The sequence below is a fragment of the Microbacterium sp. 70-16 genome, from assembly GCF_001898315.1.
GTDB lineage: Bacteria > Actinomycetota > Actinomycetes > Actinomycetales > Microbacteriaceae > Microbacterium.
In genome coordinates, this window is the sequence record NZ_MKTQ01000009.1 from 1 (window position 1) to 19,936 (window position 19,936).

The window sequence follows — 19,936 nt, forward strand, 5'->3', positions numbered from 1 at the left end:
CGCTGTCGCACTCGCCAACGAAGAAGTAGGAACGATTGTCTGGTTCGCGGTCAGGACCCACGCCGACACCTTCTGGATCTTCGATGCATTCCCCGACGAAGCTGCTCGCGACGCCCACGCCAACGGCGCCATCGTCGCAGCCCTGATGGCCAACCAGCACCTCCTCGGCGCAGCACCCGAGATCCTGGCGGCCGACGTCCTCGCGTCCAAGCTCCCGTAGTCCGCCAACGCACGAAACGATCGCGCCCCGCCGAGCCGTCGCCAGGTCGCGACGCAACGCCACGCTGCGTTGCCGAGCGGTGCGAGGCCTATCGGCACACGGACAGGATGCCGGCCGCGAACGCTCAGCCGGCGAGGGGTCCGTCGCAGAGGCATCTTGGTCGCGACGTCGCACTCACTGTCGCCGCGCCCAGTCTTGCCGAGACAGCATAAAGCGTGAGTACGTGGATTTAGCGCCGAGGAACACGTCTTCGTCACCCGTACCGATAGGGGTCATGCCGATGCGCTCGAGCACGCGAAGCGAACCTACATTGGCCTCGACTGCCTCTGCCCATAGGGACGAGAGCCCGAGGACCTCAAACCCGTACTCGACTCCCGCGGAGGCAGCAAGCGTCCCCCACCCCTGGCCCCATCGCGACGAAGGACCGACGACGAACCCGAGCTCACGCGTTTCCTCTGCGTCTCCGTGAGTGTCCACGTAGCCCACCACGTCATCTCCGAACACCGCGGACAGCCGGATCAGGTGAGGGCCTGGGTTCGCGATATGCGCGGCCCACCACTCGGCGAGGTCCTCGAACGTCGCATCCTCACTCCACCCGGCGTGAGCACGAAAGACAGGATCGGATGCCCAACCGGCGAACGTGCCAGCATCAGATGACACCATCGGGCGCAGCTTAAGCTCCATGCCCGCAAGTCCATCACACCGGCAACGCCGAAGGCTCAACCCTCATCAGCGCGCTTCGCCGGCGGCTCACTCAACGGTCTGGCAGCAGTCAGTTGATGAACCGGAACTCCACGACGTCGCCGTCCTGTCGCCGCTCGGCACGGCTGAGCATCGTCCGCGCAAGAACAGCACTGGTCAAGCCCGCGACAGCTGCGATCCCGATGAACATGTACAGGTAGCCAGCACCACCTGTCACGGCAGCCACAATTCCGAAACCGATCCACAGCACCGCCGCCCCGATGCTCGCACCTACGGTCCCGAGGATAACGCGCGACGCGCTCGGTCGCCCGAGTCGCCGGTCACGCAACCAGATAGCGGTTACCGCGCCCGCGCAGGCTGTCAACCCCGTCCCGATACCGAGACACGCCCCCAGCGCAATCCAATAGAAGAAGCCTCCCCAGCCAGACTGTGCGCGGTAGTCCGCGTTCCCAGTGAGGTACTGCGCAAGCCCGCAAAAGAGCCCGAGCACCGCGGATGCAACAATCGCTACCCCGAGGGTTGACCGGTAACGCCGCCAGATCGTACTCACGCGCTCACATGCCTAACTGTGGCGGAACTCCACCACGTCGCCGTCCTGCATGACGTAGTCCTTGCCCTCGAGGCGCGCCTTGCCGGCGGCACGGGCATTCGCAACCGAGCCGGTCTCGACGAGGTCGTCGAAGCCGATCACCTCGGCCTTGATGAAGCCCTTCTCGAAGTCGGTGTGGATGACGCCCGCGGCCTGCGGAGCCTTCCAGCCCTTGCCGATCGTCCAGGCGCGTGCTTCCTTCGGCCCCGCCGTAAGGTAGGTCTGCAGGCCGAGCGTGTCGAAACCGATGCGCGCCAGCTGGTCGAGACCCGATTCGTCCTGACCGGTGGATGCCAGCAGCTCCGCGGCATCCTCGGGGTCGAGATCGATGAGCTCCGACTCGATCTTCGCGTCGAGGAACACGGCCTTCGCGGGAGCGACGAGCGCGGCGAGTTCGGCCTTGCGCGCGGCATCCGTCAGCACCGCCTCGTCGACGTTGAAGACGAAGATGAACGGCTTCGACGTGAGCAGCCCGAGCTCCCGGATGGGCTCGAGGTCGAGCCCCGACGCCGACAGCAACTCGCCGCGCTGCAGTGCGTCGCGGGCGGCCGTGGCGGCCTCGAGCACCGACGGGTCGAGCTTGCGGCCGCGCACCTCCTTCTCGTAACGCGTGATCGCCTTCTCGAGCGTCTCGAGGTCGGCCAGCTGCAGCTCGGCGTTGATGGTCTCCATGTCGGATGCCGGGTCGACCTTGCCGTCGACGTGCACGACATCGCCGTCGGCGAAGCCGCGGACGACCTGCGCGATGGCATCCGCCTCACGGATGTTCGCGAGGAACTTGTTGCCCAGGCCCTCGCCCTCGCTCGCGCCGCGCACGATGCCGGCGATGTCGACGAACGAGACGGATGCCGGGAGGATCCGCTCGCTGCCGAAGATCTCGGCCAGCGTGTTCAGGCGCGGGTCGGGCAGGTTGACGACGCCGATGTTCGGCTCGATCGTCGCGAACGGGTAGTTCGCCGCGAGCACCGAGTTCTTCGTCAGCGCATTGAAGAGCGTCGACTTGCCGACATTGGGGAGACCGACGATTCCGATGGTAAGAGCCACGGGAGGTCAGTCTACTTTGGCGCGGACACAGGCGACGCCCGCCGCCTCATCCCTTCACGGCGCGAAAGGCTCTCGTGATGTACGGCAGGTCGACGACCGCATCGCCGACGGCGCCGGCCTCGTCGAGCAGCGTCTCGACCTCACGCCCAATGCGGGCACGTTCGTCGGCGGATGCCGTGATGATGTAGCTGCGCGAGAACACCATCGCCGTCAGCGTCTCGCGGGTCACGCGGCGGCTCCAGCGCCAGGTACGCTCCTCGAGCGCCGTGAACGGCGTCGCGACGGTCGGCGGGCCGCTCGCCAACATCTCCTCGGCGTGGCTGCCCTTCATGATCGCGGTGAGCCGCGCGACCCACGGCACCGACTCGTCCCGGATGTTCCAGATCAGCCCGAGAGTCCCGCCCGGCTTGAGCACCCGACCGATCTCGGCGGACCCGGCGACGGGTTCGACCCAGTGCCAGGCCTGCCCGAGCACAGCGGCGTCGACGCTCTCATCGGGCAGGGCAAGCCGCTCCGCGGCGCCGACCATCGTCTCGACACCGGGCACGCTCGCCCGCAGGACGTCGAGCATCGAGGCATCCGGATCGACAGGGATCACGTCAGCGCCGAGGGCCGCGACGACGCGGGTCAGCTTGCCGGTTCCCGCGCCGATGTCGACCACGCGCGGATGCCTCCCCGCGGCCTCGAGCAGCCACGCGACCGCCTCGACGGGATAGTCCGGCCGCCCCTGCTCGTAGGTCGCGGCCGCCGTGCCGAAGCTGGTCGCCATCTCGTCGCGCGTCGCCATGGTGTCGACCCTACGCGCGGCCACTCCGAGCGCACACCCCACCCGACACGCCGGGGCCGCAACCTCCTGCAACGTGCGTCTGCCTACCGTCGGAACACCCGCGGCGCCTCCCCCGCCGCACCGGTTCAGCACAAGGAAGTGAATGTCGATGACGACTCTGATCCCCGCCCCCACCGCAGCACGCGACAAGACCCGAACCGACACGATGCGCGCCGCGGTCGTGACCACCGCCGGCGAACCCCTCGTCGTCGCCGACGTCCCAATCCCCACGCCCGGTCGCCACCAGGCCCTTGTGAAGGTGCTCGCGAGCGGTGTCTGCCACACCGACCTGCACGCCGCGCGTGGCGACTGGCCGGTCGCCCCGAAGGGCGACCTGATCCCGGGCCACGAGGGCTACGGCGAAGTCATCGCCCTCGGCGAGGGCGTCACGACGCTCGAGGTCGGCCAGAAGGTCGGCAACGCCTGGCTGTGGTCGGCGTGCGGCACGTGCGAGTACTGCCGCACCGGCTGGGAGACGCTGTGCCCCGAGCAGCAGAACGGTGGCTATTCGGTCGACGGCAGCTTCGGTGAGTACATGCTCGTCGACGAGCGGTTCGCCGCACGCATCCCCGACGGCGCCGATCCCATCGAGGTCGCGCCGATCCTGTGCGCCGGCGTCACGGTCTACAAGGGCCTGAAGATGACCGGCGTCCGTCCCGGCGAGTGGGTCACGATCTCGGGAATCGGCGGGCTCGGGCACATCGCCGTCCAGTACGCGCGCGCCATGGGCATGCGCGTCGCGGCGGTCGACGTCGACGACGCGAAGCTCGAGCTCGCCCGCGCGCACGGCGCCGAGGTGACCGTCAACGCCTCGCAGCAGGATCCGGGTGAGGCGATCCAGGCCGCGACCGGCGGCACCCACGGCGTCCTCGTGACTGCCGTGCACCCCAAGGCGTTCGACCAGGCGCTGCAGGTCGTGCGCCGCGGCGCGACGATCGTCTTCAACGGGCTGCCCCCGGGAACGTTCGACGCCGACATCTTCGACATCGTGCTGCGCGCCATCACGATCCGCGGATCGATCGTCGGCAGCCGTCAGGACATGGTCGAGGCCCTCGACTTCTATGCCCGCGGTCAGATCCACCCGACCGTCAGCGTCGAGTCGCTCGACGACATCAACGACATCTTCGAGCGCATGGAGCGCGGAAAGATCGATGGACGCATCGTCATGACGTACTGACGATGGATGCCACGAGGGCGGCCGCAGCAGGGCCGCCCTCGTGGCGTGTCACGCCGCAGTTGACGCGGTCACGGCGCGCCGAACCGCCGATCCCCTTCCACGAGAGCACAGTGGATCACGTGCCCCTGGACTTCACCGCGATCGACTTCGAAACGGCGAACTCCTCGAGCGCGTCGGCGTGTGCGGTGGGCCTGAGCCGCGTCCGCGACGGCCGCGTCGTGGCCACCGAGGGCTGGCTGATCAAGCCACCCGCGGGCCACGACCGCTTCTTCGAGCTGAACATCGGCATCCACGGCATCCACCCCGAAGACGTCACGGGCGCCCCGGACTGGACGGCCCAGCTCACCGATCTGACGGCGTTCATCGGCGACGATGTGCTCGTCGCCCACAACGCCGGGTTCGACATGACGGTTCTGCGCCGCGCGTGCGAAGTGACGGATGCCGCGTGCCCGCCCTACCGCTACCTCTGCAGCCTGCAGGTCTCGCGCAAGACGTACGAGCTGGCGTCGTACCGACTGCCGCTGGTCGCCGCAGCGGCCGGCTTCCTCGATTTCGCGCATCACGACGCGTCGGCCGACGCCCTCGCGTGCGCGCACATCATGATCGACGCGGCCCGCCGCGCCGGCGCGACCGACATCGTCGAACTCGCGATGCTGCTCGGACTGCGCGTGCCGCAGATCCCGGTGCCGGCGGCCGCCGAAAACGCCCCCGCAACCGCTCGCTGAGCATCATCGGCGCGCTCACCGCGGCGATGTCGGAACCCTCCGGCACCATGAGGCTATGGATGCCGTCATCGTCACCGTCATCGCCATCGTGTGTCTGCTCGCCGGCCTGCTCGCCGGGTGGTTCGCCGGCGGCGCCCGAACGGCCGAGCGCACGTCCGCCGAGCGCACGGCGCTGACCGCGCGCACGTTCGCCGCCGAAGCGGCGCAGCGCTCGCTCTCCGACCAGCTCGAGCAGCAGCGTGCGCTGACGCGTGAGCTGGGAGCCCAGTCGCGCGCCGATCAGGAGGCGCAGCACGAGCGCGAGCGGCGCGAGCAGCTCGTCCTGCGCGCTCTAGCACCGGTGCAGGAGACGCTGCAGTCGATGCAGCACAAGGTCGACGAGCTCGAGCGCGAGCGGCAGACGCAATACGGCTCGCTCGCCGAGCAGTTGCGGCGTGCGCACGAGTCCGACGAGGCGCTGCGCGCGACGACCGAGTCGCTCGCGGGCGCCCTGCGATCGAACGCGACGCGGGGCGTGTGGGGCGAGACGCAGCTGCGCCGCGTCGTAGAGTCGGCGGGACTGACCCGCTATGTCGACTTCGACACGCAGGCTTCACTCACCTCTGACGTCGGCGACGGCCGGCCCGACATGATCGTGCGCCTGCCGGGAGAGAAGGCCCTCGCAGTCGATGCCAAGGTGCCGCTGGATGCCTATCTCGAGGCATCCGCGATCCCTGTCACCGCGCAGGGCGAGGCGGCTGCACGTCGCGCGCAGCTGCTGCAGAAGCACGTCAAGGCGGTGCGGGCGCACATCGACGCGCTCGCGGGCAAGCGATACTGGACCGGCCTGCCCTCGAGCCCGGAGTTCGTCGTGTGCTTCATCCCCAGCGAGTCACTGCTGGCGGCGGCGCTCGAAGAAGACGCGAGCCTGCTCGACTACGCGTTCACGCGCCGCGTCGCGCTGGCATCCCCCGTGAACCTGTGGGCGGTGCTGAAGACCGTCGCCTACACGTGGACGCAGCAGGACGTCTCGACCGAGGCACGCCGCCTGTTCGATCTCGGCAACGAGCTGTACCAGCGCCTCGGCGGGCTTGCCGCCCACACCGACGAGCTGCGCCGTGCGATCGAGCGGACGGTCGACAGCTACAACCGACTCGCGGGCTCGCTCGAGTCGCGCGTGCTCGTAAGCGCGCGACGGTTCCCGGGCATCGACGACACGAAACTGGATGCCACGGCCGCGCCCGCGACGATCGAGAAGACACCGCGCCGACTCGTCGCGCCGGAGCTCACCGAACAGCTGTCGGCAGACCTGGGCGATGTGCGCGAGCGCCTGTGACGGCGCTCAGCCGCCGATGACGAAACTCAGCCGCCGGGGAAGAGGTTCATGAGGCCGACGACGCCGAGAGAGACGACGACGAACGCGCCGATCATCCACCACGCGCTGACCTGGTGGTCGTCGGGCAGGCGCCGACGCAGCAGCACATCAGGGCGGCGAGAGGCGTCGACGGGGACTTGAACTTGACCTGTGCTGGGACCGCTCGCGGCTGCTGACATGTGTACCCCCGGACTCGGCATGGACGACGTGGACGTCGCCGGTGACCGCGTTCCATTGTGCCAGAACGTTCCTGAGAACTCGGGATAGCCCACCAAAAGTATGAATCCGCGCCACAGGCGCGCCGCTCCTGCCCGTCAGCGCGCCGTCAGCGCGCCCGGGTCACAGCCACTTCGAGGTGAGGTGCTCCGAGCTGATGCGGCGGAGGGTCCCGGATGCCCCGCGCAGCACGACGCTCTCGGTGTAGGTGTAGTCGCCATCACGGCGCACTCCGGCGACGAGCTCCCCGTTGGTGACGCCTGTCGCGACGAAGATCGTGTTGTTGCCCGTGACCATCTCGTCGGCCTCGTAGACGTAGTCGTCGAGCTTGAGGCCCGCGTCGATACCGCGCTGCTTCTCGTCGTCGTCGCGCGGCCACAGCCGCCCCTGAATGTGCCCGCCGAGAGCCTTGATCGCACACGTGGTCGCGACGCCCTCGGGGCTGCCCCCGACGCCGATGCACATGTCGGTGCGCGCGTTGTGCCGCGCCGCGTTGATGCCGCCGGCGACGTCGCCGTCACTCATCAGGCGGGTGCCGGCACCCGAAGCCCGGATCTCCTCGATCAGCCGCGCGTGGCGCGGACGGTTCAGCACCGAGACGACCAGTTCGTCGACGGGCTTTCCGAGCGCCTTCGCGAGCAGGCGGATGTTCTCGGCGACGGGCAGGCGGATGTCGACGACGCCGACGCCCGCGGGGCCCGTGACGATCTTGTCCATGTAGAACACACTCGAGGCATCCAGCATCGACCCGCGATCCGACACCGCGAGCACCGACAGGGCGTTGTTGCGACCCTCCGCCGTCAGCGACGTGCCGTCGATCGGGTCGACGGCGATATCGCACTGCGGGCCACGCCCGGTGCCGACGTGCTCGCCGTTGAAGAGCATCGGAGCGTTGTCCTTCTCGCCCTCGCCGATGACGATGACGCCGTCGAAGTTGACCGTCGTGAGGAACGCGCGCATGGCATCCACCGCCGCGCCGTCGGCGAGCTCTTTCTGGCCGCGTCCGATGAAAGGCACCGACCGGATCGCGGCCGCCTCGGTCGCGCGCACCAACTCGAGGGCCAGGTTTCGGTCGGGGTGCAAAGGGCTCATATCCGCGGTCAGGCTCACCATGACTCGAGCCTACGTCGGCCGCGCCCGCGGCGTCAGGGTTTTCGCCGCCGCCGGGACGAAGGAATCGCGATTCTTATCGACTCGTCAAGCCGAGCACGTGGCGACCGCCCGGCGACCGGATGCCCGTTTTGCAAGGCGGCGAGCCTCTCACCGCACCGCGCGCTTCGGTAGAGTGACCCGTGGACACGGCCGAACGCCTATCAACGATCCAAGGAGTGGAAATGCCCGTCGCAACCCCGGAGCAGTACGCAGAGATGCTGGACAAGGCGAAGGCCGGCGGGTACGCCTTCCCGGCGATCAACGCCGCCAGCTCGCAGTCCATCAACGCCGTCCTGCAGGGCCTGACCGAAGCCGGATCCGACGGCATCATCCAGGTCACCACCGGTGGCGCCGACTACTTCGCCGGCCACACCGTGAAGGGTCGCGCGACGGGCGCGCTCGCGTTCGCGAAGTTCGCCACCGAGGTCGCCAAGAACTACCCGATCACGGTCGCGCTGCACACCGACCACTGCCCCAAGCCCGCCCTCGAAGACTTCGTGCTGCCCCTCATCGCGGCATCCGAGGAAGAGGTCAAGGCCGGCCGCAACCCGATCTTCCAGTCGCACATGTGGGACGGCTCGGCCGTGCCGCTGGACGAGAACATCGAGATCGCGAAGGAACTGCTCCCCCGCATCAAGAACATCAACGCGATCCTCGAGGTCGAGATCGGTGTCGTCGGCGGCGAAGAGGACGGCGTCAAGCACGAGGGCTCGAACGAGGCGCTCTACACGACGACCGCCGACGTCTCGAAGTTCGTCGACGCCCTGGGCCTCGGCGAGAACGGCCGCTACATCGCGGCGCTCACGTTCGGCAACGTGCACGGCGTCTACAAGCCGGGCAACGTGAAGTTGCGCCCCGAGCTGCTCGGTGAGATCCAGGCCGGCATCGCCGAGAAGTTCGGCACGGGCGCCAAGCCCCTCGACCTCGTCTTCCACGGCGGCAGCGGCTCGACCGCTGAAGAGATCGCGACGGCCGTCGCGAACGGCGTCGTGAAGATGAACATCGACACCGACACGCAGTACGCGTTCACGCGCTCGGTCGCCGGCTTCATGTTCCAGAACTACGACGGCGTCCTGAAGGTCGACGGCGAGGTCGGCAACAAGAAGGCCTACGACCCGCGCGCGTGGGGCAAGGTCGCCGAGTCGGCGATGGCAGCCCGCGTCGTCGAGGCCACGCAGCAGCTGGGCTCTGCGGGTCACTCGATCAGCGCCTGACCGGCACCAGACTCACGAACGCCTCGGTCCTCCCGTCTCGGAGATCGGGGCGTTCGTGTTTCCCCGCGCACACTCCCGCGCGCCGGCACCCGCGCACCCGCGCGTCAGCGAGGGTTCCCGCGCGTCAGCGGGTGATGTACGCGATGATCGCAGGGTCGCTGTACAGCGGCACCATGACGCATACGGTCACGACGAGGAACGTGACGATCGCGCCGACCAGCGGAATCCACCAGCTCAGCCGTCCGCGCGCGACGGCTCGCCACGAGAGCACAGCCGTCAGCATCCAGCCGACTACGAAAACGATGGCGCCGATCCGACCCCACAGGTCGCCCTGGGCGAAGTTGCTGAAGGTCGCGTCGATGCCGGCGAGATCCAACGTGGTCTGCGCGAGCTCGGTGAAGTTCCACAGCTGTGGCACACCGCTGATCACCGTGATCAGGCCGTAGACCAGCAGCGCGAACGTGATGATCCGATCTGCTGTGCGCGAGGGCCGCGCCGCGCTCGTCGTGGGGTGCGGCAGCGGAAGCGGCCCGGTCACCGGCGTCGGCAGGTGCGTCATGCGGGCGGATGCCTGCGGTGCAGGCTCGCGGATCGCCGCGCGCTGCTGCTCGGGCGTCGCATACTCGCCGTACTGCGGACGCTTGCGGGCGTCATCCCCTCCCGACAACTCGGGCGCGTCGTGGCGAGGCTCGGCGGCACTCACGACCGGGTCCGTCCCCCCAGGGCGCGTCCGTCGCGCTTGCCGGAGGCATCCTGCCGCAGTTCCTTCGGCAGCGAGAACATGAGGTCCTCTTCTGCCGTGCGCACCTGCTCGACGTCGCGGTAACCCGCACCCGAGAGCTCTTCGAGCACCTCTTGCACGAGCACCTCGGGCACCGACGCGCCGCTCGTGATGCCGACCGTGTCGACGCCGTCGAGCCAGGCCTGCTCGATCTCGTGCGCGTAGTCGACGCGATACGCGGCCTTCGCTCCGTACTCCAAGGCGACCTCGACCAGCCGCACCGAGTTCGACGAGTTGGCCGAGCCCACGACGATCACGAGATCCGCTTCGGCGGCGACCTTCTTGATGGCGACCTGGCGGTTCTGCGTCGCGTAGCAGATGTCGTCGGAGGGCGGATCGTGCAGCTCGGGGAACCGCTCGCGCAGGCGCCGCACGGTCTCCATGGTCTCGTCGACCGAGAGCGTCGTCTGCGACAGCCACACGACCTTCGCCGGGTCCTTCACCTCGACGGTGTCGGCGTCTTCGGGCGAGTTGACGATCGTGACGTGCTCGGGCGCTTCACCGGCCGTTCCCTCGACCTCTTCGTGGCCCTCGTGGCCGATCAGCAGGATCTCGTAGTCGTCGCGCGCGAACCGCACGGCCTCTCGGTGCACCTTCGTGACCAGCGGGCAGGTGGCGTCGATCGCGTGCAGTCCGCGGTCTTCTGCCGCGTTGACGACTGCGGGTGAGACGCCGTGCGCGCTGAAGACGACGTGCGCACCCTCGGGCACTTCGTCGACTTCGTCGACGAAGATGGCACCCTGCGCCTCGAGCTCGGTCACGACGTGGATGTTGTGCACGATCTGCTTGCGCACGTACACCGGCGCTCCGTAGCGCTCCAGTGCCTTCTCGACCGCGATCACTGCCCGGTCGACGCCCGCGCAATAGCCGCGCGGCGACGCCAGGAGGACCTTCTTGTGTCCGGGCGTCGGGTTATCCTGAAGCCGCCCACGGGGCCTCGGGACCCGGGGCGAGGGAAGACGGACGGCGGTGCTGCTCACGCCTACGATTCTAGAGAGCAGACGCTGTGCACGGGCCGCATGCGTGCAGACGACCGGCCGGAAAGGAACGGGAGCGATGACCTCTTTCGAAACCGCGCCCGGCCAGGCCCCTCCCCCCGACGCCGTGCATCCGCGCGACTCGTCGCCCGACACGCCGACGTCGGTGTCGCGGCTGAACGAGACGATACGCGGGTTCATCTCGAGCTGGGGTTCGGTGTGGGTCGAGGGCGAGATCACGGCGTGGAACCTGCGCGGCGGGCATGTGTTCGGCAGGCTCAAGGATGCCTCGGGCGACGCGATGATCTCCTTCCGACTGTGGTCGTCGACGCTGCAGCGCCTGCCGGACGATCTGAAGGTCGGCGACCGCGTGGTCGCATGCGTGAAGAGCGACTACTTCGTCAAGACGGGCGACTTCAGCTTCACCGTGTCGGCGATGCGCCATGTCGGGCTCGGCGATCAGCTCGAGCGTCTCGAGCGGCTGCGGGCGACGCTGCGCGCCGAGGGTCTGTTCGATCCTGCCCGCAAGAAGCGGCTGCCGTTCCTGCCGCACGTCATCGGTCTCATCACGGGCGAGCGCAGCGACGCCGAGAAAGACGTGCACCGCAACGCCGAGTTGCGCTGGCCGCAAGTGCGCTTCCGCACGATCCACGCCGCCGTGCAGGGCGACCGTTGCGTGCCCGAGACACTCGCCGCCCTCGCGCAGCTCGATGCCGACCCCGAGGTCGATGTCATCGTGATCGCGCGCGGCGGCGGCGACCCGCAGACCCTGCTCGGCTTCAGCGACGAGCGCCTGCTGCGGGCCGTCGCCGCGGCATCCACCCCGATCGTCTCGGCGATCGGGCACGAGAACGACCACCCGCTGCTCGACGACGTCGCCGACCTGCGCGCGTCGACGCCGACGGATGCCGCGAAGAAGGTCGTCCCCGATGTCGCTGAGCAGCGCGCACTCGTGCAGCAACTGCGCAGCCGCGCGCGCATGCGCCTCACCCAGCGCATCTCGCACGACGTCGCCCAGCTCGAGCAGCTGCGCACGCGCCCCGTGCTGCGCGCGCCGGAGGGCATGCTGACCGCCCGTGCGCAGGAGCTGTGGACGCTCACCTCGCGCGGACGTGACCTCGTCACCCGCCGCATCGACACGGCCGAGCGCACGACGGCGCAGCTGCGCGCATCGCTGCGCGCGCTCTCGCCCGGCGCGACCCTCGCGCGCGGATACGCGATCGCGCACCTCGACGGTGGTGTGATCGTCCGCGACGCGGCGCAAGCGCCCGCCGGATCCGCGGTCGTCGTCACCGTCGCCGACGGCTCGTTCGCCGCCCGCTCGGAAGGTCCCGTGGCCGAGACGGACGCCTGACGGGGCGAACACGGGGCATCCGCCGTCCACCCCCTTCCGGGGTCAGGCGTGTCGTGAGGCCGCCCTAAGATGGAGAGCATGACCGCGGACACCGCCACCGATGTCGCGAGCCTGTCGTTCGAGCAGGCCCGTGACGAGCTCGTGCGCGTCGTGGCCGAGCTCGAGCAGGGCGCGCCGACCCTCGAGCAATCGCTGACCCTGTGGACGCGCGGCGAGGCGCTCGCGGCGCGCTGCGAAGAGTGGCTGCTGGGTGCGAAGCGGCTGCTGGATGCCGCGCGTCCGGCGGACCCGGAGGCATGATGGCGTCCGGAGGGAACAGCTGATGGCACCCGGCCCCCGCGTCGTCGCCGAGCTCGGCCGACCCGAGACCCCGCAAGAGACCGCCGACCGCAAGGCCGCATCGTCGGCCGCCTACCGGTCGAGCCAGACGTTCCGCAGTCTCATCGCGGCGCTGATCGTCACGGTCGCGGTCGTCGCCGTCGTGTACCTGGGCGTGCCGCGGGGTTCGCTCGCCGAGCCCGAGCCCGTCGACGTGGCCGCCACGGCCGCGGAAGTGTCGGCATCCCTCGACCACCCCATCCTCGTTCCGGTCGTGCCCGCCGATTGGCGGGCGAACTCTGCGCGCGTCGAAGGCCAGATGTGGCGCGCCGTCTACGCCCCGGCATCCGGCTACGTGCGCATCGCACAGGCGTTCGACGCCCCCGACGGATGGGTGCAAACCGAGCTCGGCGGTTATGCGCCGACCGGGTCCGTCACGATCTCCGGCATCGAATGGGATGAATACCGCATCCCGTCAGCCGGGCGCACCGACTCCGTGTCGTACGCGCTGGCGACGGATGCCGGGACCGACGTCGTCCTCGTCTACGGCGACACCGACGCCGACACCGCCGCGATCGCCGCGGGCGGCGTCGCCGACCAGATCCGTGCCCTGCGTGAGGAGACACCGTGACCGAACAGGCCGCACCCGCTCGAGAGACTCCGGCAGCCGTCTGGGAGGACATGCGTGCCGGCAACGCCCGATTCGTCGCCGGTGAACCGAACCACCCCAACCAGGACGTCGAGCGTCGCCATCTGCTCGCGGCGGCTCAGACGCCGCGTGCGGCACTCTTCGGCTGCGCCGACTCGCGCCTCGCGGCCGAGATCATCTTCGACCAGGGCCTCGGCGACCTCTTCGTCGTGCGCAATGCCGGCCAGGTGGCATCCGACTCGGCCGTCGCGAGCCTTGAGTACGCCGTCGCGGCGCTGGATGTACCCCTCATCATCGTGCTTGCGCACGATGCATGCGGCGCCGTGCGCGCCGCGATCGACTCGACGACGTTGGACAGTCCCGAGCTTCCGTCGGGCATCTGGCAGCTCATCGCCAAGATCGTTCCCGCCGCACGCACCGTGCTGCGCGAGAGTGATGGCGTCGACCCCCGCGAGCTCGATGCCGAAGACGTCGGCATCGCGCACCTGCGCAACACGATCGACGACATCCTGGGGTCGTCGCGCCTCATCGCCGACGCGGTCGCTGCGGGGCGACTCGGCATCGTGGGGGCGAACTACCGCCTCAGCGAGGGCACTGCCGTGCCGCACGTGGCCGTCGGCATCACCGACTGAGACTTCCGAACCAGCACACACACGAGGACGTGAGATGACCGACACCACCGACTACCGCATCGAGCACGACACGATGGGCGAGGTGCGCGTTCCGAAGGACGCGCTGTACGCCGCGCAGACCCAGCGCGCGGTGGAGAACTTCCCGATCTCGGGCAAGGGTCTGGAATCCACGCAGATCGCCGCGCTGGCCCGCATCAAGAAGGCTGCCGCGCTCGCCAACAAAGAGCTCGGAACCCTCGACGGCGCGATCGCGGAGGCCATTGCGGCGGCAGCCGACGACGTCATCACCGGCCGCTACGACGACCAGTTCCCCGTCGACACGTACCAGACCGGGTCGGGCACGTCGTCGAACATGAACATGAACGAGGTGCTCGCGACCCTCGCGACTGCCAAGCTCGGTGCGACCGTGCACCCCAACGATCACGTCAACGCATCGCAGTCCTCCAACGACGTGTTCCCCACCTCGGTGCACATCGCGGTGACGCAGGCACTGATCGACGACCTCGTTCCGGCGCTAGACCACCTCGCCGTCGCCCTCGAGGCCAAGGCCGTGCTGTGGAAGGACGCCGTCAAGAGCGGGCGCACGCACCTGATGGATGCCACGCCGGTCACCCTCGGCCAGGAGTTCGGCGGCTACGCCCGCCAGATCCGCCTCGGCATCGAGCGGGTGCAGTCGGTCATCGGCCGCGTCGGCGAGGTGCCCCTGGGCGGCACGGCTGTCGGCACGGGCATCAACACGCCCCTCGGGTTCCCGCAGAAGGTCATCGCGTTGCTGCAGGCCGAGACCGAGCTTCCGATCACCGAGGCGAAGGACCACTTCGAGGCGCAGGCGAACCGCGACGGGCTCGTCGAGGCGTCCGGCGCCCTGCGCACGATCGCGGTCTCGCTGACGAAGATCAACAACGACATCCGCTGGATGGGCTCGGGCCCCAACACCGGCCTCGGCGAGCTGCACATCCCCGACCTGCAGCCCGGCTCGTCGATCATGCCCGGCAAGGTCAACCCGGTCGTCCCCGAGGCCACGCTCATGGTGTGCGCGCGCGTGATCGGCAACGACGCGACGGTCGCGTGGGCCGGGGCATCCGGCTCGTTCGAGCTCAACGTCGCGATCCCCGTCATGGGTACGGCGCTGCTCGAGTCGATCCGCCTGCTGTCGAACGCCATGCGCGTGCTCGCCGACAAGACGATCGACGGGCTCGAGGCGAACCTCGACCGTGCCGCCGCGTTCGCGGGCATGTCGCCCTCGATCGTGACTCCGCTCAACAAGCTCATCGGCTACGAGGCGGCCGCGAAGATCGCCAAGCACTCGGTTGCGAAGGGCATCACGGTCCGCGAAGCGGTCATCGATCTCGGCTACGTCGAGCGTGGTGAACTGACCCTCGAGCAGCTCGACGAGAAACTCGATCTGCTGTCGATGACCCACGCGGGTTGATAATCGGAGTGTGAACCGCACCGTCGGCGCTGCGCGGCCCGCACCCGCGCGGCGCCCCCGCACTCTGGGACTGCTGCTGACGATCGTCGGCGCAGGTTTCGCCGTGACCGCGCTGGCCGTGCTGCTGGCGCTGATCGTGTCGTCCGCGGAGGTCTCGTGGCCGGCCGTGATCGCGTTCGCCGTTGCGGCTCTTGCCACAGTCGCCGTCACGGCGGTCGTCGGGTGGACGCTGCTCGATGAGATGCACTCCCCCGCGGTCGCCGACCGCGTCGAGTCATCCTTCGACACGCAGCGGCGTCTGCTCGATGACGTGCGCCACGAGCTGAAGACCCCGATCACGATCGTGCGCGGTCATCTCGAGCTGATGGATGCGGGCGACCCTGAAGACGTCTCGGCGATCCGCGAGCTCGGCATCGCCGAACTCGACCGCATGACGCGCCTCATCGGCGACATCGACCTGCTGGCCGCTGTCGAGGCCGACAGCTTCACGATGGGCGACGTCGACCTCGCTGAGCTCACGCAGCGCGTGGGGGGTCTCGTCGGTGTCATCCCGGGGCACACGTGGAGCATCGAGCAGAGTGCGACAGCCGTGATCCGCGGCGATCGCGACCGGCTGCTGCAGGCGTGGCTGCAGTTGGCCGACAACGCGGCGAAGTACACGCCCGAAGACAGCCCGATCGAGATCGGCACCGCCGTGCACCCGTCGGGCGCGCAGCTGTGGGTGCGCGATCACGGTCCGGGCATCCCGCCTGCGATGCGCCACCGGGTGTTCCGCCGCTTCGATCGCGGCGTCGGCAAACGCTCGGTCGGCGGCTCGGGACTGGGTCTTGCGATCGTCGACGCCATCGCGAAGGCACACGGCGGTCACTGCACGGTCACCGATACACCCCGCGGAGGTGCCACACTGACACTGGAGATCCCGATCGGGACGCGGGCTTCCCTTCCGACGCCGGTGCGCGCCGGCGATGTCGTCCTGCAACGAGAGGCCTCTGGATGACCCGCATTCTCGTCGTCGACGACGAACCGCACATCGTCGCACTGGTGACCCGCGCGCTGCACGCCGAGGGGCACGACACCGTCGTCGCCGACGACGGGCAGGCCGCGCTCGACCGCGCCGTGCAGGGCGACATCGACCTCATCATCCTCGACGTCGGTCTGCCGTCGATGGATGGGTTCGAAGTCCTGCGCGCCCTGCGCGCAGAAGGCGAGCGGATGCCCGTCATCATGCTGACGGCACGCAGCGCCGCCAGCGACGCCGTCGATGGTCTGGATGCCGGGGCCAGCGACTACGTGCCCAAGCCGTTCTCGGTCGCGGAGCTCATGGCGCGCGTGCGCTCACGGCTGCGCGAGCGCACCGGCGCGATCACGATGGTGCTCACTCAGGGCGACGTGACCCTCGACATCCTCGCGCGCCGCACGACCGTCGCGGGCCGTGAGATCGACCTGTCGGCGCGCGAGTTCGCCCTCGCCGAGCAGTTCCTGCGCCACCCTGGTGCCGTGCTCACGCGCGAGACGCTGCTCAGCCGCATCTGGGGCATGGACTTCGATCCGGGGTCGAACGTCGTCGACGTGTACGTGCGCTACCTGCGCGCCAAGCTCGGCGCGAACCACATCGTGACGGTGCGCGGCGAGGGCTACCGCTGGGAGTAGCCCCCGCCGCGCAACGGCTCAGCTGAGCTCGCCGGCCTCCAGCAGGTCGGTGACGAGAGCCGCGATCGCGGAGCGCTCCGAGCGCGTCAGCGTGACGTGCCCGAACAGGTCGTGCCCCTTGAGCGTCTCGATGACCGAGGCGATGCCGTCGTGGCGCCCGACACGCAGGTTGTCGCGCTGGCCCACGTCGTGCGTCAAGACGACCCGCGAGTTCTGCCCCATGCGGCTGAGCACCGTCAGCAGGACGTTCCGCTCGAGCGACTGCGCCTCGTCGACGATCACGAAGGCGTCGTGCAGCGACCGGCCGCGGATGTGCGTGAGCGGCATGACCTCGAGCATCCCGCGCGCGACGACCTCTTCGAGGACGTTGCCCGACACGACCGAGCCGAGGGTGTCGAACACGGCCTGACCCCACGGGTTCATCTTCTCGGCCTGGTCGCCGGGCAGGTAGCCGAGCTCCTGACCGCCGACGGCGAACAGCGGGCGGAACACGATGATCTTCTTCTGCTGCTGCTTCTCGAGCACGGCATCGAGGCCCGCGCAGAGGGCGAGGGCCGACTTGCCGGTGCCGGCGCGGCCGCCGAGCGAGACGATGCCGACCTCGGGGTCGAGCAGCAGGTCGATCGCGATGCGCTGCTCAGCCGAACGCCCGTGCAGCCCGAAGACCTCGCGGTCGCCGCGGACGAGCTTGTACCCGCCGTCGCCCGTGACCCGGCCGAGGGCCGAGCCGCGCTCCGAGTGGATGACGAGGCCCGTGTTGACCGGCAGCCCGCGCACCTCTTCGCTCGTGGCGACCTCGCTCTCGTAGAGGTCGCTCATGTCGTCACCCGACACGTCGAGCGAGGCGATGCCGGTCCAGCCGCTGTCGACCGCTTGCTCGGCGAGGTACTCCTCGGCGTTGATGCCGAGGGACGCCGCCTTGACGCGCATCGGGAGGTCCTTGGAGACCACGGTGACCTCCTGGCCGTCCTGCGCGAGGTGTGCCGCAACGGCGAGGATGCGGGTGTCGTTGTCGCTCAGACGCAGACCCTGCGGCAGCACCGAGGCATCCGTGTTGGCGAGTTCGACGCGCAGTGTTCCACCGGTGCCGACCGGCACGGGGAAGTCAAGGCGTCCGTGCTCGATACGCAGCTCATCGAGGTGACGCAGCGCCTGACGGGCGAAGTAGCCGAGCTCGGGGTCGTGTCGCTTCGCCTCGAGTTCGGTGATCACCACCACCGGGACGACGACGGAGTGCTCGGCGAACCGGAAGAACGCCCGCGGATCGCTGAGCAGGACCGAGGTATCGAGCACGAAGGTGCACAGGTCCTGATCCACCTCCGCACCCTGGTCGACGCTCTGCTGCTGCTCTGGTGCTCGTGTGGTCACAACCCACTCCCGCCCCGGGTGATTCACCCGGCAGTCTCGAGTTGGCCCGTGCCACGAGTCGCGGTTGGGCCGACTCGACCGGGCGCCTTGCCCGATGTGATGACCGTACGTCTGGGCCGGATGCCACGACACCTCCGACACGCCGACGGCAGGTTGCGGGAACGTTAACTTTCCGTCGTGTCGCCGGCGACGTCATCCCGCGCACCGTCTTCCGGCGCCGGATCGACGACCGCGATGAGGATCTCGCCGGAGGGCGGCTCCGCATCCAGGCCGAGATCGTCGTCGAGCACCACGATCTCGTCGGGCATCTCAAGGATGTCGCCGACCTCGATCGTGATCGCGTCACCGCTGGTCGCTTCGGCACCGAGCTCCTCGCGGGTGAACTCGACCGCGACGACGCGCAGCGCGGCGGCATCGGCCAGCGCGTCGCCGAGCAGCTGCAGACTGTCGGCACCGCCACCGACGTGGGTCGACACACGGATCGTCGCGCCGCGCGCGGTCACCGTGACCCCGTGGTTGGCCAGGGCTGCAGCGAGTGCGGGCGCATCGTGCGGCTCGGGCACGAGCGTCACGATACCGGCGTGCGCGTCGCGCGGGGTGAGCACGGCGATGCCGTACCGGTCGGCCAACTGCATGACGCCCTGCGCGCGCTCACGCACGCCCTGCGCGATCTCAGCAACCCCGGCCTCCTGCACCTCGCGCAGTGCGGCCGCGAGCCGTGACGCGGCCAGCGGGTCAGAGGGCGCGACCGAGTACGCCGCGGCACCGTCGCGCGCTACGGGCGCGCCGAGGCTCGTCGCGTCGCCGGCCATACCGGAGATTCCGGACAGCACGGGGGCGATGCGCTCCCGTGCGTGCGACGAGAATCGCGCGAACCCGGTGCCGCGCCCGGCACGCAGCCACTTGTAGCCGTTGCCGGCGACGACGTCGGCCGCGCTCCAGTCGATGTCGACGACGCCGAATGCCTGCATGGCGTCGACGATCAGCAGGCGCCCGCCGATCGCGTCGCGAATCGCGGCGATGTCGGCGAGGGCCCCGGTGCGGAAGTCCACGACACTCAGCGCGACGGCGGTGACATCGTCGGTGAGCGCTGCGACGATGGCATCCGTCGTCATGATCCCGCCGGGCGTGTCGATCTCACGCACCGTGAGCCGACCGCGCGCGGCTGCGGCACGATGCGCCTCGACGCGCACCGAGGGGAAGTCCTGCGCCGGCACCACGACGGTGCCCTTGAGGCCGAACATCGCATGCATGAGCCCGAACGTCGTCGAGGGCTGCAGCACGACCTCGTCAGATGAGGCGTGCAGCAGCTGCGCCGCCAGGTCACGGGCTTCACCACCGCGAGCGCCCACGAGGTCGATGCTGGAGGGCCGGCCTGTACCGAGCAGCTCCGCGTCAGCGCGCATCTCAGCACGCACTACCGGCGACAGTGGGCCGAACCGCGCCCAGTCCAGATATCCCGCCGGAACATCGAAAGACTCGACCAGCGACTCCAGTGCACTCACGCCTGCAATTGTGACACGCGCCGCCGACCCTGCCCCCATCCGGCCCTTGGA

The 19,936-nt window shown here is 69.3% G+C and carries 22 protein-coding genes; 12 read left to right on the top strand and 10 right to left on the bottom strand.

Going from position 1 to position 19,936, the window contains the following annotated elements; genetic code table 11:
- The coding region (locus BGO46_RS01580) for an antibiotic biosynthesis monooxygenase (RefSeq protein WP_292683866.1) at nt 1-220 on the top strand (220 nt) is incomplete at its 5' end.
- A gap of 174 nt (nt 221-394) precedes the next feature.
- Here BGO46_RS01580 and BGO46_RS01585 read toward each other — a convergent pair.
- The 4 genes from BGO46_RS01585 to BGO46_RS01600 form a co-directional block, all read right to left on the bottom strand.
- Nucleotides 395-904, bottom strand: coding sequence for a GNAT family N-acetyltransferase (locus BGO46_RS01585; protein ID WP_292677880.1), 510 nt, complete (start codon nt 902-904; stop codon nt 395-397).
- Nucleotides 905-992: 88 nt separating this feature from the next.
- Nucleotides 993-1,472: a hypothetical protein gene (locus tag BGO46_RS01590; protein WP_292677878.1), complete on the bottom strand. Its 480-nt coding sequence runs from the start codon at nt 1,470-1,472 to the stop codon at nt 993-995.
- A 12-nt stretch (nt 1,473-1,484) separates the two neighbouring features.
- Nucleotides 1,485-2,555 carry a redox-regulated ATPase YchF gene (gene ychF / locus BGO46_RS01595; protein WP_292677876.1) on the bottom strand — a complete coding sequence of 357 codons (1,071 nt, stop codon included), beginning with the start codon at nt 2,553-2,555 and terminating at the stop codon, nt 1,485-1,487.
- A gap of 46 nt (nt 2,556-2,601) precedes the next feature.
- Nucleotides 2,602-3,342: a class I SAM-dependent methyltransferase gene (locus BGO46_RS01600; protein ID WP_292677874.1), complete on the bottom strand. Its 741-nt coding sequence runs from the start codon at nt 3,340-3,342 to the stop codon at nt 2,602-2,604.
- A 148-nt stretch (nt 3,343-3,490) separates the two neighbouring features.
- On the opposite strand from BGO46_RS01600, the gene adhP reads away from it, so the two are divergent.
- The 3 genes from adhP (at nt 3,491) to rmuC (ending at nt 6,598) form a co-directional block, all read left to right on the top strand.
- Nucleotides 3,491-4,558, top strand: a complete 1,068-nt coding sequence (adhP, locus tag BGO46_RS01605) for an alcohol dehydrogenase AdhP (protein ID WP_292677872.1) — start codon at nt 3,491-3,493, stop codon at nt 4,556-4,558.
- A 119-nt stretch (nt 4,559-4,677) separates the two neighbouring features.
- The gene (locus BGO46_RS01610; protein WP_292677909.1) at nt 4,678-5,283 is read left to right on the top strand and encodes an exonuclease domain-containing protein; all 606 of its coding nucleotides are present in this window, start codon (nt 4,678-4,680) and stop codon (nt 5,281-5,283) included.
- A 55-nt stretch (nt 5,284-5,338) separates the two neighbouring features.
- Complete coding sequence (gene rmuC / locus BGO46_RS01615; protein ID WP_292677870.1) at nt 5,339-6,598, top strand: DNA recombination protein RmuC; 1,260 nt, start codon at nt 5,339-5,341, stop codon at nt 6,596-6,598.
- A gap of 26 nt (nt 6,599-6,624) precedes the next feature.
- Here the strand turns inward: rmuC and BGO46_RS01620 are convergent, their stop codons facing one another.
- Both BGO46_RS01620 and glpX read right to left on the bottom strand, forming a co-directional pair.
- Nucleotides 6,625-6,816, bottom strand: coding sequence for a UDP-N-acetylmuramyl pentapeptide phosphotransferase (locus BGO46_RS01620; protein WP_292897057.1), 192 nt, complete (start codon nt 6,814-6,816; stop codon nt 6,625-6,627).
- Nucleotides 6,817-6,976: 160 nt separating this feature from the next.
- Nucleotides 6,977-7,966: a class II fructose-bisphosphatase gene (glpX, locus tag BGO46_RS01625; protein WP_292677868.1), complete on the bottom strand. Its 990-nt coding sequence runs from the start codon at nt 7,964-7,966 to the stop codon at nt 6,977-6,979.
- A 215-nt stretch (nt 7,967-8,181) separates the two neighbouring features.
- Between glpX and fbaA the strand changes: the two genes are divergently transcribed.
- Nucleotides 8,182-9,219 (top strand): class II fructose-bisphosphate aldolase, encoded by a 1,038-nt coding sequence (fbaA, locus tag BGO46_RS01630; protein WP_292677866.1) that lies wholly within the window; start codon nt 8,182-8,184, stop codon nt 9,217-9,219.
- 124 nt (nt 9,220-9,343) lie between these two features.
- Here fbaA and BGO46_RS01635 read toward each other — a convergent pair whose 3' ends face one another.
- Together BGO46_RS01635 and BGO46_RS01640 are read right to left on the bottom strand one after the other, a co-directional pair.
- Nucleotides 9,344-9,922: a DUF6264 family protein gene (locus BGO46_RS01635; RefSeq protein WP_292677864.1), complete on the bottom strand. Its 579-nt coding sequence runs from the start codon at nt 9,920-9,922 to the stop codon at nt 9,344-9,346.
- Nucleotides 9,919-10,980, bottom strand: coding sequence for a 4-hydroxy-3-methylbut-2-enyl diphosphate reductase (locus BGO46_RS01640; protein WP_292677862.1), 1,062 nt, complete (start codon nt 10,978-10,980; stop codon nt 9,919-9,921). The genes BGO46_RS01635 and BGO46_RS01640 overlap by 4 nt, the downstream gene beginning before the upstream one ends.
- Before the next feature lie 76 nt (nt 10,981-11,056).
- Here BGO46_RS01640 and xseA point away from each other — a divergent pair, with 76 nt between their 5' ends.
- The 7 genes from xseA (at nt 11,057) to BGO46_RS01675 (ending at nt 17,012) form a co-directional block, all read left to right on the top strand.
- A complete protein-coding gene (xseA, locus tag BGO46_RS01645; RefSeq protein ID WP_292677860.1) occupies nt 11,057-12,331 on the top strand; it encodes an exodeoxyribonuclease VII large subunit in 1,275 nt (424 codons plus the stop codon).
- 78 nt (nt 12,332-12,409) lie between these two features.
- A complete protein-coding gene (locus tag BGO46_RS01650; RefSeq protein WP_292677857.1) occupies nt 12,410-12,631 on the top strand; it encodes an exodeoxyribonuclease VII small subunit in 222 nt (73 codons plus the stop codon).
- Between the two features lie 22 nt (nt 12,632-12,653).
- On the top strand, nt 12,654-13,280 hold the full coding sequence (locus BGO46_RS01655; RefSeq protein ID WP_292677855.1) for a DUF4245 family protein: 627 nt from the start codon (nt 12,654-12,656) through the stop codon (nt 13,278-13,280).
- A 50-nt stretch (nt 13,281-13,330) separates the two neighbouring features.
- A complete protein-coding gene (locus tag BGO46_RS01660) occupies nt 13,331-13,930 on the top strand; it encodes a carbonic anhydrase (RefSeq protein WP_292677907.1) in 600 nt (199 codons plus the stop codon).
- Nucleotides 13,931-13,964: 34 nt separating this feature from the next.
- Nucleotides 13,965-15,362 carry a class II fumarate hydratase gene (locus tag BGO46_RS01665; protein WP_292677853.1) on the top strand — a complete coding sequence of 466 codons (1,398 nt, stop codon included), beginning with the start codon at nt 13,965-13,967 and terminating at the stop codon, nt 15,360-15,362.
- Between the two features lie 10 nt (nt 15,363-15,372).
- The gene (locus BGO46_RS01670) at nt 15,373-16,359 is read left to right on the top strand and encodes a HAMP domain-containing sensor histidine kinase (protein WP_292677851.1); all 987 of its coding nucleotides are present in this window, start codon (nt 15,373-15,375) and stop codon (nt 16,357-16,359) included.
- The gene (locus BGO46_RS01675) at nt 16,356-17,012 is read left to right on the top strand and encodes a response regulator transcription factor (protein ID WP_292677849.1); all 657 of its coding nucleotides are present in this window, start codon (nt 16,356-16,358) and stop codon (nt 17,010-17,012) included. The genes BGO46_RS01670 and BGO46_RS01675 overlap by 4 nt, the downstream gene beginning before the upstream one ends.
- A gap of 18 nt (nt 17,013-17,030) precedes the next feature.
- Here BGO46_RS01675 and BGO46_RS01680 read toward each other — a convergent pair whose 3' ends face one another.
- Together BGO46_RS01680 and BGO46_RS01685 are read right to left on the bottom strand one after the other, a co-directional pair.
- Nucleotides 17,031-18,380: a PhoH family protein gene (locus tag BGO46_RS01680; protein WP_292677847.1), complete on the bottom strand. Its 1,350-nt coding sequence runs from the start codon at nt 18,378-18,380 to the stop codon at nt 17,031-17,033.
- Between the two features lie 164 nt (nt 18,381-18,544).
- The gene (locus tag BGO46_RS01685) at nt 18,545-19,885 is read right to left on the bottom strand and encodes an aminotransferase class V-fold PLP-dependent enzyme (protein ID WP_292677845.1); all 1,341 of its coding nucleotides are present in this window, start codon (nt 19,883-19,885) and stop codon (nt 18,545-18,547) included.
- Nucleotides 19,886-19,936: the final 51 nt, after the last annotated feature.